This is a genomic window from Enterobacter cloacae complex sp. 677-3DZ2D5B (assembly GCF_004136695.1).
Taxonomy (GTDB): domain Bacteria; phylum Pseudomonadota; class Gammaproteobacteria; order Enterobacterales; family Enterobacteriaceae; genus Enterobacter; species Enterobacter hormaechei_C.
The window spans coordinates 1-13,124 of record NZ_QFLS01000003.1 but is presented as its reverse complement, the minus strand read 5'-3'; the positions used below and the strand labels follow the sequence as shown (position 1 = coordinate 13,124).

Sequence of the window (13,124 nt, the reverse complement as noted above, 5' to 3'; positions counted from 1 at the left end):
TGTGACGGTGATCATGCGATTTGTTGCCCTCACCCTAACCCTCTCCCACAGGGAGAGGGGACTTTTCGGTGCGGTTTTAATGCCAGCAGAAGTGATGCACAACCTGGGTAATGAGTTCGCGGGTGGGCTTGATGAAGCGGGTTTCGAGATATTCGTCCGGCTGGTGTGCCTGGTTGATGGAGCCAGGGCCCAGAACCAGCGTCGGGCACAGCGTCTGAATAAACGGCGCTTCGGTGCAGTAGTTCACCACGTCGGTTTTCTCGCCGAGCAGTTTTTCCACTACCTGAACCAGCTGATGGTCAGGCGGGCATTCGTAGCCTGGAATCGGCGGATGCAGTTCGGAGACCGTCAGACGGCCCGGCCAGCGCTCGCTGACCGGTGCCAGCGCTTCGTTCAGTAAGCCATCCAGATCGCTTAGCGTCATGCCCGGCAGAGGACGGATATCCATATGCAGTTCGCAGCAGGCGCAGATACGGTTGGACGCATCACCGCCGTGCAGGCTGCCGAGGTTAAGCGTTGGGTAAGGCACGGTGAACGCCTCGTAGTGATAGCGCTCTTTCAGATCGTCGCGCAGGGTCATGATGCGGCCAATCGCGTCATGCATCAGCTCAATGGCGTTCACGCCGCGCGCCGGATCGCTGGAGTGGCCAGACTGGCCCAGTACGCGCACCGCGGTAGAAATATGGCCTTTGTGCGCCCGAATCGGTTGCAGAGAGGTCGGTTCGCCGATGATCGCGCAGCCAGGACGAATCGATGTGTTTTCAGAGAAATAACGTGCGCCCGCCATGCTGGTCTCTTCATCGGCGGTCGCCAGAATGTAGAGCGGTTTTTTCAGCTTCGTCACGTCCACGTCACGCAGCGCGTCGAGGATAAAGGCGAAGAAGCCTTTCATGTCGGCGGTGCCCAGACCATAAAGCTTGTTGTCATGCTCGGTCAGCGTGAACGGATCGCGCGTCCAGCGGCCATCATCAAACGGCACGGTGTCAGTGTGGCCAGCCAGCAGCAGGCCGCCCGCGCCATGTCCGGTACTGGCGAGCAGGTTAAATTTGTGGCGTGTTCCGGGGACGGGCTGAACCTCAACGTTAAACCCAAGATCGCTAAACCAACCCGCCAGCAGATTGATTAAAGACTCATTGCTCTGATCCAGGGCTTCTTCCGTCGCGCTGATGGAGGGTGTGGCGATCAGGGCGCGGTAAATCTCGATAAATGGCGGTAAGTTCATTTTCATTGTTGACACACCTTAGGTCGTGATAGTATCAATATTCATGCAATAAATGTGAATAAAAATACATTAACGTTGAGCATAAAGGAACCCGATGTTGAATACGCTGATTGTAGGCGCTAGCGGTTATGCGGGCGCAGAGCTTGTAAGCTACGTAAATCGCCACCCTCATATGACCATAACCGCTTTGACCGTGTCAGCGCAAAGCAATGATGCCGGAAAGTTAATTTCCGATTTGCATCCACAACTTAAGGGCGTGGTTGATTTGCCTTTGCAGCCCATGTCTGACATCAGCGAGTTTACCGACGGCGTTGACGTGGTGTTTTTAGCCACCGCACACGAGGTCAGTCACGACCTGGCGCCGCAGTTCCTGGCAGCCGGATGCGTGGTGTTCGATCTCTCCGGCGCGTTCCGCGTTAACGACGGCGCGTTCTACGAAAAATATTACGGTTTCACCCACCAGCATCCGGATCTGCTTGAAAAAGCGGTCTACGGCCTGGCGGAGTGGAGCGCAGATAAACTGAAAGAAGCGAACCTGATTGCCGTTCCGGGATGCTACCCGACGGCGGCGCAGCTTTCCCTGAAGCCGCTGATCGACGCGGGCCTGCTGGATCTGAACCAGTGGCCGGTGATCAACGCCACCAGCGGCGTGAGCGGTGCAGGACGCAAGGCGGCGATTTCCAACAGCTTCTGCGAAGTGAGCCTTCAGCCGTATGGCGTGTTTAACCACCGTCATCATCCTGAAATCACGACGCATCTGGGCGCGGACGTCATTTTCACCCCGCATCTGGGCAGCTTCCCGCGCGGGATCCTCGAAACCATTACCTGCCGCCTGAAGCCGGGTGTGAACAAAGAACAGGTGAACGAGGTCTTCACGCAGGCGTATGCGGACAAACCGCTGGTGCGCCTGTACGACAAAGGCGTGCCGGCGCTGAAAAATGTGGTCGGCCTGCCGTTCTGCGATATCGGCTTTGCCGTGCAGGGTGAGCATCTCATCGTGGTGGCAGCAGAAGATAACCTACTCAAAGGCGCTGCCGCACAGGCAATGCAGTGTGCAAATATTCGTTTCGGCTTCCCTGAAACGCAGGCTCTTATTTAAGGTGTGATGATGAACCCATTAATTATCAAACTCGGTGGTGTACTGCTGGACAGCGAAGAAGCGCTGGAGCGCCTGTTTAACGCACTGGTGAACTATCGTGAATCACACCAACGTCCGCTGGTTATTGTGCACGGCGGCGGCTGTGTGGTGGATGAGCTGATGAAAGGGCTCAACCTGCCGGTGAAAAAGAAAAATGGCCTGCGCGTCACCCCTGCTGACCAGATTGACATCATTACCGGCGCGCTGGCGGGCACGGCGAACAAAACGCTGCTGGCATGGGCGAAGAAACACCATATCGCTTCCGTTGGCCTCTGTCTGGGCGACGGTGACAGCGTAAAAGTGACCCAGCTTGACGAAGAGCTCGGCCATGTTGGACTGGCGCAGCCAGGTTCGCCTAAGCTGATTAACACCCTGCTGGAAGGCGGTTTTCTGCCGGTGGTGAGCTCAATCGGCGTGACCGAAGAGGGCGAGCTGATGAACGTTAATGCTGACCAGGCGGCAACCGCGCTGGCGGCCACGCTGGGCGCAGACCTGATCCTGCTCTCCGACGTGAGCGGCATACTGGACGGCAAAGGCCAGCGTATTGCGGAAATGACCGCCGCAAAAGCCGAGCAGCTGATCGATCAAGGCATTATCACCGACGGCATGATTGTTAAAGTGAATGCGGCGCTGGATGCGGCCCGCACGTTGGGCCGCCCGGTGGATATCGCCTCCTGGCGGCACGCGGAGCAACTCCCGGCGCTGTTTAACGGTACGCCGATTGGTACGCGTATTCTGGCTTAAGATTCTGTGCCGGATGGCGCTTCGCTTATCCGGCCTACGTGAATTTTGTAGGCCCGGTAAGCGCAGCGCCACCGGGCAAAAATATCATCATTAAGGAAATTCGTTATGGCACTTTGGGGTGGGCGTTTTACACAGGCAGCGGATCAGCGGTTCAAACAGTTCAACGACTCTTTGCGCTTCGACTACCGCCTGGCCGAACAGGATATTGTCGGCTCTGTGGCCTGGTCCAAAGCGCTGGTGACCGTTGGCGTGCTGACCGCAGACGAACAGCAGCAGCTGGAAGAGGCGCTGAACAATCTGCTGGAAGAGGTGCGTCTGGATCCGCAGCAAATCCTCCAGAGCGATGCTGAAGATATTCACAGCTGGGTGGAAGGCAAACTGATCGACAAAGTCGGCCAGTTGGGTAAAAAGCTCCATACCGGGCGTAGCCGTAATGACCAGGTGGCGACCGACCTGAAGCTGTGGTGCAAAGAGACCGTCGGCGAACTGCTGGCGGCGAATCGTCAGTTGCAGGGCGCGCTGGTGGACACCGCGCAGAACAATCAGGACGCGGTGATGCCGGGTTATACCCACCTGCAACGCGCGCAGCCGGTGACGTTCGCGCACTGGTGTCTGGCCTATGTTGAGATGCTGGCGCGTGATGAGAGCCGTTTACAGGATACCTTAAAGCGTCTGGACGTGAGCCCGCTGGGCAGCGGCGCGCTTGCCGGCACGGCTTATGAAATTGACCGTGAGCAGCTGGCAGGCTGGCTGGGCTTTGCCTCCGCCACCCGCAATAGTCTGGACAGCGTCTCTGACCGTGACCACGTGCTGGAACTGCTCTCAAATGCGTCTATCGGGATGGTGCACCTGTCGCGCTTTGCCGAAGACCTGATCTTCTTTAACTCTGGCGAAGCCGGGTTTGTGGAGCTGTCCGACCGTGTTACGTCCGGCTCCTCCCTGATGCCGCAGAAGAAAAACCCGGACGCGCTGGAGCTGATCCGCGGGAAATGTGGCCGCGTGCAGGGTGCGCTGACCGGTATGATGATGACCCTGAAAGGGCTGCCGCTGGCGTACAACAAAGACATGCAGGAAGACAAAGAGGGGCTGTTCGACGCGCTCGACACCTGGCTGGACTGTCTGCATATGGGCGCGCTGGTGCTGGACGGCATTCAGGTGAAACGTCCGCGCTGCCAGGAAGCGGCGCAGCAGGGGTATGCTAACTCTACCGAGCTGGCGGACTACCTGGTGGCGAAAGGCGTACCGTTCCGCGAGGCGCACCATATTGTGGGTGAAGCGGTAGTGGAAGCGATTCGTCAGGGTAAAGCCCTTGAAGAGCTGGCGCTTGCCGACCTGCAAAAATTCAGCGCGGTTATCGGGGATGATGTCTACCCGATTCTGGCCCTGCAATCCTGCCTGGATAAGCGTGCAGCGAAAGGCGGCGTGTCACCGAAGCAGGTAGCGCAGGCGATTGCGGATGCGAAAAACCGGTTGGTTTAAACCGTGCGGGCTGGTGCCCTCACCCCGGCCCTCTCCCACTGGGAGAGGGAGAAAAACGGAGCCTGGCTTAGTGCTGGGCTTTTTTTTACGCAAAAAAAAGCGGACCACGGGGTCCGCAAAAGTTCACGTTGGCTTTAGTTTTTTCGAGTTTTGAGAGAAACTCGCTGACGGTGCGGGGACGTCAAGGGTCAAACACGTGCCGCCTCGTCTATGTGATGTATTATTCAACAGAATGCTTGATAGGGATAATCGTTCGTTGCTATGCTATCTATCGCCATGAACTATCGTGGCGACGGAGGATGAATAATGAATATTCGTGATCTTGAATACCTGGTAGCGTTAGCTGAGCATCGCCATTTTCGCCGCGCGGCAGACTCCTGCCATGTCAGCCAGCCAACGCTGAGCGGTCAGATCCGCAAGCTGGAAGATGAGCTGGGCGTGATGCTGCTGGAGCGCACCAGTCGTAAGGTACTGTTCACCCAGGCAGGTCTGCTGCTGGTGGATCAGGCGCGCACCGTACTGCGCGAGGTCAAAGTGCTCAAGGAAATGGCAAGCCAGCAGGGGGAAGCGATGTCCGGCCCGCTGCATATTGGCCTGATCCCAACCGTTGGCCCGTACCTGTTGCCGCACATCATTCCGATGCTGCACCAGACGTTCCCGAAACTCGAAATGTACCTGCATGAAGCGCAAACCCATCAGCTGCTGGCGCAGTTAGACAGCGGTAAGCTCGACTGTGCGATTCTGGCGCTCGTTAAAGAGAGTGAAGCGTTTATTGAAGTACCGCTGTTCGATGAGCCGATGATGCTGGCGATCTATGAAGATCACCCGTGGGCGAACCGCGATCGCGTACCGATGGCCGATCTGGCCGGTGAAAAACTGCTGATGCTGGAAGACGGCCACTGTCTGCGCGATCAGGCGATGGGCTTCTGCTTCGAAGCGGGTGCCGATGAAGATACCCATTTCCGCGCAACCAGCCTGGAAACGCTGCGTAATATGGTGGCGGCGGGAAGCGGTATTACGCTGTTGCCGGCGCTGGCGGTGCCGCACGAGCGTAAACGTGATGGCGTGGTCTATCTGCCGTGTATTAAGCCGGAGCCGCGTCGCACCATTGGTCTGGTTTATCGTCCGGGGTCACCGCTGCGCAGCCGCTATGAGCAGCTGGCAGAGGCCATCCGCGGTGCGATGGATGGCCATTTTGACAGCGCGTTAAAACAGGCGGTTTAAGCCGTTCAGCGCAGCGACCCGATAAGCTTCCGCCATGGTCGGGTAGTTAAAGGTGGTGTTAACGAAGTACTCAATGGTGTTGCCACCACCTTTTTGCTCCATGATCGCCTGGCCGATATGAATGATTTCCGCCGCGCGTTCACCGAAGCAGTGAATACCGAGGATCTCTTTCGTCTCGCGATGGAACAGGATCTTCAGTGTACCTACGCTCATTCCCACGATTTGCGCCCGCGCCAGATGTTTAAACTGGGCACGACCCACCTCGTAAGGCACCTTCATGGCCGTCAGCTGCTGCTCGGTTTTGCCGACAGAGCTGATTTCCGGAATGGTGTAGATGCCCGTCGGGATATCTTCAATCAGATGCGCCGTCGCTTCACCTTTCACCAGCGCCTGTGCGGCGATGCGGCCCTGATCGTAAGCGGCGGAGGCCAGGCTTGGGTAACCAATCACGTCGCCCACCGCGTAAACGTGCGGCAGCGCAGTCTGGTACATGCTGTTGACCTTGAGCTGACCGCGGCTGTCGGTTTCAAGCCCGATATTCTCCAGCTGCAATGAATCCGTGTTGCCGGTACGGCCGTTGGCATACAGCAGGCAGTCGGCTTTCAGCTTCTTACCGGATTTCAGGTGCATGATCACACCGTCATCGCAGCCTTCGATTTTCTCGTACTCTTCGTTGTGGCGAATCACCACGCCACTGTTCCAGAAGTGGTAGGAGAGGGAATCTGACATCTCCTGATCGAGGAACGCCAGCAGCCGGTCGCGGGTGTTGATCAAATCAACTTTGACCTCCATTCCGCGGAAGATCGACGCATATTCACAGCCAATCACCCCCGCACCATAAATGATCACATGGCGTGGCTCGTGGTGCAGGCTGAGGATGGAGTCGCTGTCGTAAATGCGCGGGTGCGAGAAATCCACGTCTGCCGGATGGTAAGGACGGGAGCCGCAGGCGATCACAAATTTTTCAGCGGTGAGCGTCTCAACCGAACCGTCGTGGCACTCCAGCGCCAGGGTGTGTTCATCCACAAAATGCGCGTTCCCTTGCAGAATTTCACAGTGGTTGCGCTCATAGAAACCCTGACGCATGCGCGTCTGCTGGTTAATGACCGTGTCTGCGTGATTCAGGATATCGGCAAAGGAGGAGCGAAGAAGTCGGGAGTGGTCGCTGTAAAGAGGGTTCTGGTTAAATTCGATAATGCGGCTAACGGCGTGGCGGAGGGCTTTCGAAGGGATGGTGCCCCAGTGGGTGCAACCGCCGCCGACATTATGGTAGCGCTCAATAACCGCTACTCTGGCTCCCTGTTTTACCAGACCCATAGCAGCACCTTCGCCGCCGGGGCCGGAACCAATAACTATTGCGTCGTAATCGTAGGAATGTGGCATGGCAAGGCTTACCTGTTCTTATACATAAAAGCAACAGAATCATAACATCATTGCCAGGGTAACCCAATTATCGTTGTGCTTTTTTCGGGCAGTGGAGCACAAACCGCGCGTAAACAATCATTCACAAAGTCAGGTAAACAGATTAATTTTATTCTCTGGTATAGTGCCAACGGGCCTTTGGAAGGATTCAACTATCGTGATGGGCGTAAGAGCACAACAAAAAGAGAAAACCCGGCGTTCGCTGGTGGAAGCCGCATTCAGTCAACTGAGTGCTGAGCGGAGTTTTGCCAGTTTGAGCCTGCGTGAAGTGGCGCGCGAGGCCGGGATTGCGCCAACGTCCTTCTATCGTCATTTCCGTGATGTGGATGAACTGGGCCTGACCATGGTCGACGAGAGCGGTTTGATGCTGCGCCAGCTTATGCGTCAGGCGCGTCAGCGTATCGCCAAGGGCGGCAGCGTGATCCGCACTTCCGTGTCGACATTTATGGAATTTATCGGCAATAACCCTAACGCGTTTCGCCTGCTGTTGCGTGAGCGTTCCGGAACGTCAGCCGCGTTTCGCGCCGCCGTCGCGCGTGAAATTCAGCATTTCATCGCGGAACTTGCCGACTATCTTGAACTCGAAAACCATATGCCGCGTGCGTTTACTGAAGCACAGGCTGAGGCGATGGTGACGATTGTGTTCAGCGCGGGTGCTGAAGCGCTGGATGTCAGCATTGAACAACGTAAGCAACTCGAAGAGCGACTGGTATTGCAGCTGCGGATGATTTCTAAAGGCGCGTACTACTGGTATCGCCGTGAACAAGAGAAGTTGGCACATCAAAACGATGAGTGAAGGTGAGTAATGAAACAGTCAGGTCAGGATAAAGGAACGCTGTTGCTGGCATTGATCGCTGGCTTATCCATTAATGGTACGTTTGCGGCGGTTTTCAGCTCAATTGTACCGTTCTCGATTTTCCCGATTATCGCGCTGGTGCTGACGGTGTACTGCCTGCATCAACGTTATCTGAACCGCACGATGCCAGTTGGGTTACCGGGACTGGCCGCAGCCTGTTTTATTCTGGGTGTATTGCTTTATAGCACGGTGGTGCGCGCGGAGTATCCGGATATTGGCTCTAACTTCCTGCCTGCGGTACTGTCTGTGGCGCTGGTGTTCTGGATTGGCTCTCGCATGCGTAGCCGCAAGAGCGAGTTGCCGGAGTAGAGAAGGGTTTTGTAGTCGTTGTAGGGCAGGTAAGCGAAGCGCCACCTGCCAAAAAATGCCGGATGGCGCTACGCTTATCCGGCCTAAAGATTATCGTGCAGTAAGCAGTACGCCGCACTCCATATGGTGCGTATACGGGAACTGATCGAACAGCGCCAGACGTTCAACCTTGTGCGTCTGGCTTAATGTTTCCAGATTCTTGCACAGCGTCTCCGGGTTACAGGAGATGTACAAAATACGCGGGTACGCCTGCACCATCTTCTCGGTTTCGCTGTCCAGGCCACTGCGCGGCGGATCGACAAAAATTGTCTCACACTGGTAGCTCTTCAAATCAATCCCTTGCAGGCGGTTAAACTCGCGTACGCCGTTCATCGCCTGGGTAAACTCTTCTGCCGCCATACGAATAATTTGTACGTTATCAATATGGTTAGCGGCGATGTTGTACTGCGCGGCTGCCACCGACGGTTTGGCGATTTCCGTCGCCAGCACGCGTTCGAAGTTACGCGCCAGCGCCAGCGAGAAGTTGCCGTTACCGCAGTAGAGTTCCAGCAGATCGCCCTTAGACCCTTCCGTCGCCTTCAACGCCCACTCCAGCATCTGCACGTTCATGGCGGCATTCGGCTGGGTGAAGCTGTTCTCCACCTGACGGTAAACCATCTCTTTTCCTGCCACCGGCAGACGCTCGTCGATGTAATCCTGGTCCAGCATGATTTTGGTTTTGGTCGCGCGGCCAATCAGGTGCACGTTGATATTCTGCGCGCGCAGCGCATCGCGCAGGGCTTCTGCCTGCTCGCGCCACTCGTCAGTCAGTGCTTTGTGATAGAGCAGAGAAACAATGGCCTGATTGCTTTGGGTGGTCAGGTAGTCGATCTGGAACAGCTTGTTGCGCAGTACCGGATTGTTGCGCACACCGTCGATCATCAGCGTCATCAGCTGGTTGATAAGCTCACTCGCCGCCGGAAAACTGTCTACGCGAATACGGGATTTCGTCTGCTGATCGAAAATGATGTGGTACAGGTCATCGCCATCGTGCCAGATGCGGAACTCAGCGCGCATACGGTAGTGGCTGACCGGAGAACGAAACACCTCGGGAACGGGCGCGTTGAAAGGCGTCATCATACTTTGCAGGCGGACAACTTTTTCTGCCAGCTGTGCGTCGTACTGTTCTGTCGGGAGGTGTTCGGGGGTCATGATGCGTCCTGAGTGATAAAGAATTACGCGGGGATTGTAGGGATTGTGCAGTGGATGTCCAGATTTAATGGCTAATAGCTATCTGGACATCTATACGTGTCTAATTGTAGCATTCTGTTTCCGGTCTCCTTAGAGTGAAAAGGGAATCCAGTGCAAATCTGGAGCTGACGCGCAGCGGTAAAGACTGGCGGGATGAGAGTTGTAGACACTGTGAAAATGGGAAGTCTTCATCCGTATAACGCCACCCAGCCCGAAGACCTGCCGGGATCACGTCGCATTTGGTTTCATCATCGCGTGCTATCGGTGAGGCCTGCGGCATCCTTCTTATATTGTGGATGCTTTAACAATGATTAAAAAAGTATCGCTGTTGACGGTGTTTTCCGTCACGGCATTTTCGGGCTGGGCGCAGGAAAGCGCCGACTCGTTGGTGGTGACAGCAAACCGTTTCGAACAACCAGCAAAAACCGTTCTGGCTCCGACCTCCGTCGTGACGCGTGAGGATATTGAACGCTGGCAGGCAACGAGTGTTGTGGAAATCATGTCACGCCTGCCGGGTGTGGACATCGCACAAAGCGGCGGGATGGGGTCGACCTCTTCAACGTTTATTCGCGGTACGGAATCCCGCCATGTTCTGGTACTGATTGATGGTATCCCTCTGAATAATGCCGGGATCAGCAACGTTCCCGATTTAAGCCAAATTCCGACGTCGCTGATTCAGCGTATTGAGTACATTCGCGGCCCACGTTCGGCGCTGTATGGCTCCGACGCGATTGGCGGTGTGATTAACATCATTACCGGGCGCGACAAGCCGGGTGCGGAAATTTCTGCGGGTGTCGGTTCAAAGGGGTATCAAAGCTATAACGGTGCCTTCCAGCAGGTGTTCGATAAAACCAAAATCACCATGGCCGGTGATTATACCTATACCCGTGGTTTTGATATTGCCGCAAAAGATGCCCCGCGCCAGCCAGACCGCGATGGTTTTATGAGTAAATCGCTGTTTGGCTCGGTGGAGCAGCAGTTTACCGACAGCGTCAGCGGATTCGTCCGTGGTTTTGGCTACGATAACCGCTCCGCGTATGACGGTTACGATCACTATGGCGCGACCGGCATTGATGGGCGGCCGGACACGCGTCAGGTTTACAGCCAGAACTGGGACACCGGGTTGCGCTATAACCAGGGTATTTTCCAGTCACAGCTGGTGGCAGGGTATGGCCGTAGCAAAGATCAGAACTATGATCCGAAAAAAGGCCGCTACGCTGACTCCGCAACCATGGATGACGTGAAGCAGTACACCACCCAGTGGCTGAATACGGTTGAAGTGGGGCACGGCAATATCGGCGCGGGTCTGGACTGGCAGAAGCAGAAAACCCAGGCGGGTACGGGCTATCTGGAAAAAGGTTACGAACAACGTAATACCGGCGTGTTCCTTTCGGCGATGCAGCAGTTCAACAGCGTGACGCTGGAAGCGGCGGCGCGTAATGACGATAACTCTAACTTTGGCAATCATGCCACCTGGCAGACCAGCGCCGCATGGGAGTTCATCGACGGGTATCGCATCATCGGTTCTTACGGCACAGCGTATAAAGCGCCGACCATGAGCCAGATCCACAGTAAGGATTACGGCAATCCGGACCTGAAGCCAGAAGAGAGTAAGCAGTGGGAAGGTGGTTTTGAAGGCCTGACGGGGCCGGTAAACTGGCGCGTGACGGGTTATCGTAATGATATTGATAACCTGATTAACAGCGACCCGCGGACCTACCGTTATTACAACGTGGATGAGGCTCGCATCAAAGGGATTGAGGCGACGGCGCAGTTCGATACCGGACCGGTAGGGCACCAAATTTCCTATGACTACGTCGACCCGCGCAATGCGAAAACCAACGAAGTCCTGGCACGTCGCTCAAAGCAGCAGGTTAAGTATCAGCTTGACTGGCAGGTGTGGGATCTCGACTGGAATCTGGCGTACCGTTATCTGGGCACTCGCTATGACGTTGCCGTTGATCCGAATACGTATGCAACAGAACGCGTCAAAATGGGCGGCGTCAGCCTGTGGGACGTCGCGGTTTCATATCCTGTCACCTCTCATCTCACAGTTCGTGGTAAAATAGCCAACCTGTTCGATAAAGATTACGAGACAGTTTATGGCTACCAAACTGCAGGACGGGAATACACCTTGTCTGGCAGCTACACCTTCTGATCCGCGTCCCACCGTGCTGGTGTTTGATTCCGGCGTCGGTGGGCTTTCGGTCTATGATGAGATTCGGCAGCTCCTGCCGGATCTCCATTACATCTACGCCTTCGATAACGTCGCGTTCCCGTATGGGGAAAAGAGTGAAGACTTTATTGTTGAGCGTGTGGTTGAAATCGTCACCGCGGTACAAAAGCGCTACCCCCTGGCGCTGGCGGTCATTGCCTGTAATACGGCAAGCACGGTCTCTCTTCCTGCCCTGCGCGAAAAATTCCCGTTCCCGGTTGTGGGCGTTGTTCCGGCAATCAAACCTGCGGCGCGTCTGACGGCGAACGGCATTGTGGGGTTGCTGGCTACGCGTGGTACGGTAAAACGTCCTTATACGCGTGAGCTTATTGAGCGCTTTGCCAATGAATGCCAGATCGCCATGCTCGGCTCCGCGGAGCTGGTGGAAATGGCGGAAGCGAAACTGCACGGCGAGACGGTATCGCTTGAAGAGCTGCGTCGTATTCTGCGTCCATGGCTGCGGATGCAGGAACCACCGGATACGGTTGTTCTCGGCTGTACCCATTTCCCGCTATTACAGGAAGAGCTGTTAAAGGTTCTGCCTGAAGGGACCCGGCTGGTGGATTCCGGTGCTGCGATTGCGCGTCGGACGGCCTGGTTGCTGGAACACGAGGCGCCGGATGCGAAATCCGCTGATGCGAACATCGCTTTTTGTATAGCGATAACAAAAGAAACCGAACAACTTTTGCCCGTTTTACGTCGTTATGGCTTTGAAACGCTCGAAAAACTGGCGCTGTAGCACGGTTTTGAGCAAAAAAGAGACGGTTGAACGTTTTTTTTTAAAGAGGGGTTGTCAACGTCTGAGAACTCCCTATAATGCGCCTCCACTGACACGGAACAACGGCTTGCAAGCCGCCGGGACAGCGGGGTTCAGAGATGAACGCCAACAGAGAAAAGTAAAAATAATTGCTTGACTCTGAATGAGGAAAGCGTAATATACGCCACCTCGCAACGATGTGCTGAAAGCCGCGTTGCAACTGCTCTTTAACAATTTATCAGACAATCTGTGTGGGCACTCAAAGTGACATGGATTCTTAACGTCCTCGGACGAAAAATGAATACCAAGTCTCAACGAGTGAACACGTAATTCATTACGAAGTTTAATTCATTGAGCATCAAACTTTTAAATTGAAGAGTTTGATCATGGCTCAGATTGAACGCTGGCGGCAGGCCTAACACATGCAAGTCGAACGGTAACAGGAAGCAGCTTGCTGCTTTGCTGACGAGTGGCGGACGGGTGAGTAATGTCTGGGAAACTGCCTGATGGAGGGGGATAACTACTGGA

The 13,124-nt window shown here is 55.4% G+C and carries 11 protein-coding genes, 1 rRNA gene and 1 riboswitch; of the genes, 9 read left to right on the top strand and 3 right to left on the bottom strand.

The window, feature by feature from the left end:
• Positions 1-76: 76 nt before the first annotated feature.
• Positions 77-1,228 carry an acetylornithine deacetylase gene (gene argE / locus DD597_RS05295; RefSeq protein ID WP_129255998.1) on the bottom strand — a complete coding sequence of 384 codons (1,152 nt, stop codon included), beginning with the start codon at positions 1,226-1,228 and terminating at the stop codon, positions 77-79.
• 88 nt (positions 1,229-1,316) lie between these two features.
• On the opposite strand from argE, the gene argC reads away from it, so the two are divergent.
• The 4 genes from argC (at position 1,317) to oxyR (ending at position 5,807) form a co-directional block, all read left to right on the top strand.
• Positions 1,317-2,321, top strand: coding sequence for an N-acetyl-gamma-glutamyl-phosphate reductase (argC, locus tag DD597_RS05290; protein WP_023323883.1), 1,005 nt, complete (start codon positions 1,317-1,319; stop codon positions 2,319-2,321).
• 6 nt (positions 2,322-2,327) lie between these two features.
• Positions 2,328-3,104 carry an acetylglutamate kinase gene (gene argB, locus DD597_RS05285; RefSeq protein ID WP_086527949.1) on the top strand — a complete coding sequence of 259 codons (777 nt, stop codon included), beginning with the start codon at positions 2,328-2,330 and terminating at the stop codon, positions 3,102-3,104.
• A gap of 105 nt (positions 3,105-3,209) precedes the next feature.
• A complete protein-coding gene (gene argH / locus DD597_RS05280; protein WP_003862053.1) occupies positions 3,210-4,583 on the top strand; it encodes an argininosuccinate lyase in 1,374 nt (457 codons plus the stop codon).
• Between the two features lie 306 nt (positions 4,584-4,889).
• On the top strand, positions 4,890-5,807 hold the full coding sequence (gene oxyR, locus DD597_RS05270; RefSeq protein WP_008501786.1) for a DNA-binding transcriptional regulator OxyR: 918 nt from the start codon (positions 4,890-4,892) through the stop codon (positions 5,805-5,807).
• On the opposite strand, the gene sthA is transcribed toward oxyR, so the two are convergent.
• Positions 5,790-7,190 carry a Si-specific NAD(P)(+) transhydrogenase gene (sthA, locus tag DD597_RS05265; RefSeq protein ID WP_003862057.1) on the bottom strand — a complete coding sequence of 467 codons (1,401 nt, stop codon included), beginning with the start codon at positions 7,188-7,190 and terminating at the stop codon, positions 5,790-5,792. The two genes, oxyR and sthA, sit on opposite strands and share 18 nt — an antisense overlap.
• Before the next feature lie 196 nt (positions 7,191-7,386).
• Between sthA and fabR the strand changes: the two genes are divergently transcribed.
• Positions 7,387-8,025: an HTH-type transcriptional repressor FabR gene (gene fabR, locus DD597_RS05260; protein WP_003862059.1), complete on the top strand. Its 639-nt coding sequence runs from the start codon at positions 7,387-7,389 to the stop codon at positions 8,023-8,025.
• A gap of 9 nt (positions 8,026-8,034) precedes the next feature.
• The gene (locus DD597_RS05255) at positions 8,035-8,394 is read left to right on the top strand and encodes a YijD family membrane protein (protein WP_003862061.1); all 360 of its coding nucleotides are present in this window, start codon (positions 8,035-8,037) and stop codon (positions 8,392-8,394) included.
• 90 nt (positions 8,395-8,484) lie between these two features.
• On the opposite strand, the gene trmA is transcribed toward DD597_RS05255, so the two are convergent.
• Positions 8,485-9,585, bottom strand: a complete 1,101-nt coding sequence (trmA, locus tag DD597_RS05250) for a tRNA (uridine(54)-C5)-methyltransferase TrmA (protein WP_003862063.1) — start codon at positions 9,583-9,585, stop codon at positions 8,485-8,487.
• A 104-nt stretch (positions 9,586-9,689) separates the two neighbouring features.
• Positions 9,690-9,866, top strand: a riboswitch (cobalamin riboswitch).
• A gap of 65 nt (positions 9,867-9,931) precedes the next feature.
• On the opposite strand from trmA, the gene btuB reads away from it, so the two are divergent.
• The 3 genes from btuB to DD597_RS05235 all read left to right on the top strand — a co-directional run.
• Positions 9,932-11,782, top strand: coding sequence for a TonB-dependent vitamin B12 receptor BtuB (gene btuB / locus DD597_RS05245; protein ID WP_129255997.1), 1,851 nt, complete (start codon positions 9,932-9,934; stop codon positions 11,780-11,782).
• Positions 11,727-12,578, top strand: coding sequence for a glutamate racemase (murI, locus tag DD597_RS05240; protein ID WP_129255996.1), 852 nt, complete (start codon positions 11,727-11,729; stop codon positions 12,576-12,578). The genes btuB and murI overlap by 56 nt, the downstream gene beginning before the upstream one ends.
• 386 nt (positions 12,579-12,964) lie before the next feature.
• Positions 12,965-13,124, top strand: a 16S ribosomal RNA gene (locus DD597_RS05235); the annotation flags it as partial.

Excerpts from the sequence above, each read along its gene's own strand:
- argC (WP_023323883.1), top strand. The coding sequence starts at position 1,317 with ATGTTGAATACGCTGATTGTAGGCGCTAGCGGTTATGCGGGCGCAGAG.
- argE (WP_129255998.1), bottom strand. The coding sequence starts at position 1,228 with ATGAAAATGAACTTACCGCCATTTATCGAGATTTACCGCGCCCTGATC.
- sthA (WP_003862057.1), bottom strand. The coding sequence starts at position 7,190 with ATGCCACATTCCTACGATTACGACGCAATAGTTATTGGTTCCGGCCCC.
- trmA (WP_003862063.1), bottom strand. The coding sequence starts at position 9,585 with ATGACCCCCGAACACCTCCCGACAGAACAGTACGACGCACAGCTGGCA.
- oxyR (WP_008501786.1), top strand. The coding sequence starts at position 4,890 with ATGAATATTCGTGATCTTGAATACCTGGTAGCGTTAGCTGAGCATCGC.
- DD597_RS05255 (WP_003862061.1), top strand. The coding sequence starts at position 8,035 with ATGAAACAGTCAGGTCAGGATAAAGGAACGCTGTTGCTGGCATTGATC.
- btuB (WP_129255997.1), top strand. The coding sequence starts at position 9,932 with ATGATTAAAAAAGTATCGCTGTTGACGGTGTTTTCCGTCACGGCATTT.
- argB (WP_086527949.1), top strand. The coding sequence starts at position 2,328 with ATGATGAACCCATTAATTATCAAACTCGGTGGTGTACTGCTGGACAGC.
- argH (WP_003862053.1), top strand. The coding sequence starts at position 3,210 with ATGGCACTTTGGGGTGGGCGTTTTACACAGGCAGCGGATCAGCGGTTC.
- murI (WP_129255996.1), top strand. The coding sequence starts at position 11,727 with ATGGCTACCAAACTGCAGGACGGGAATACACCTTGTCTGGCAGCTACA.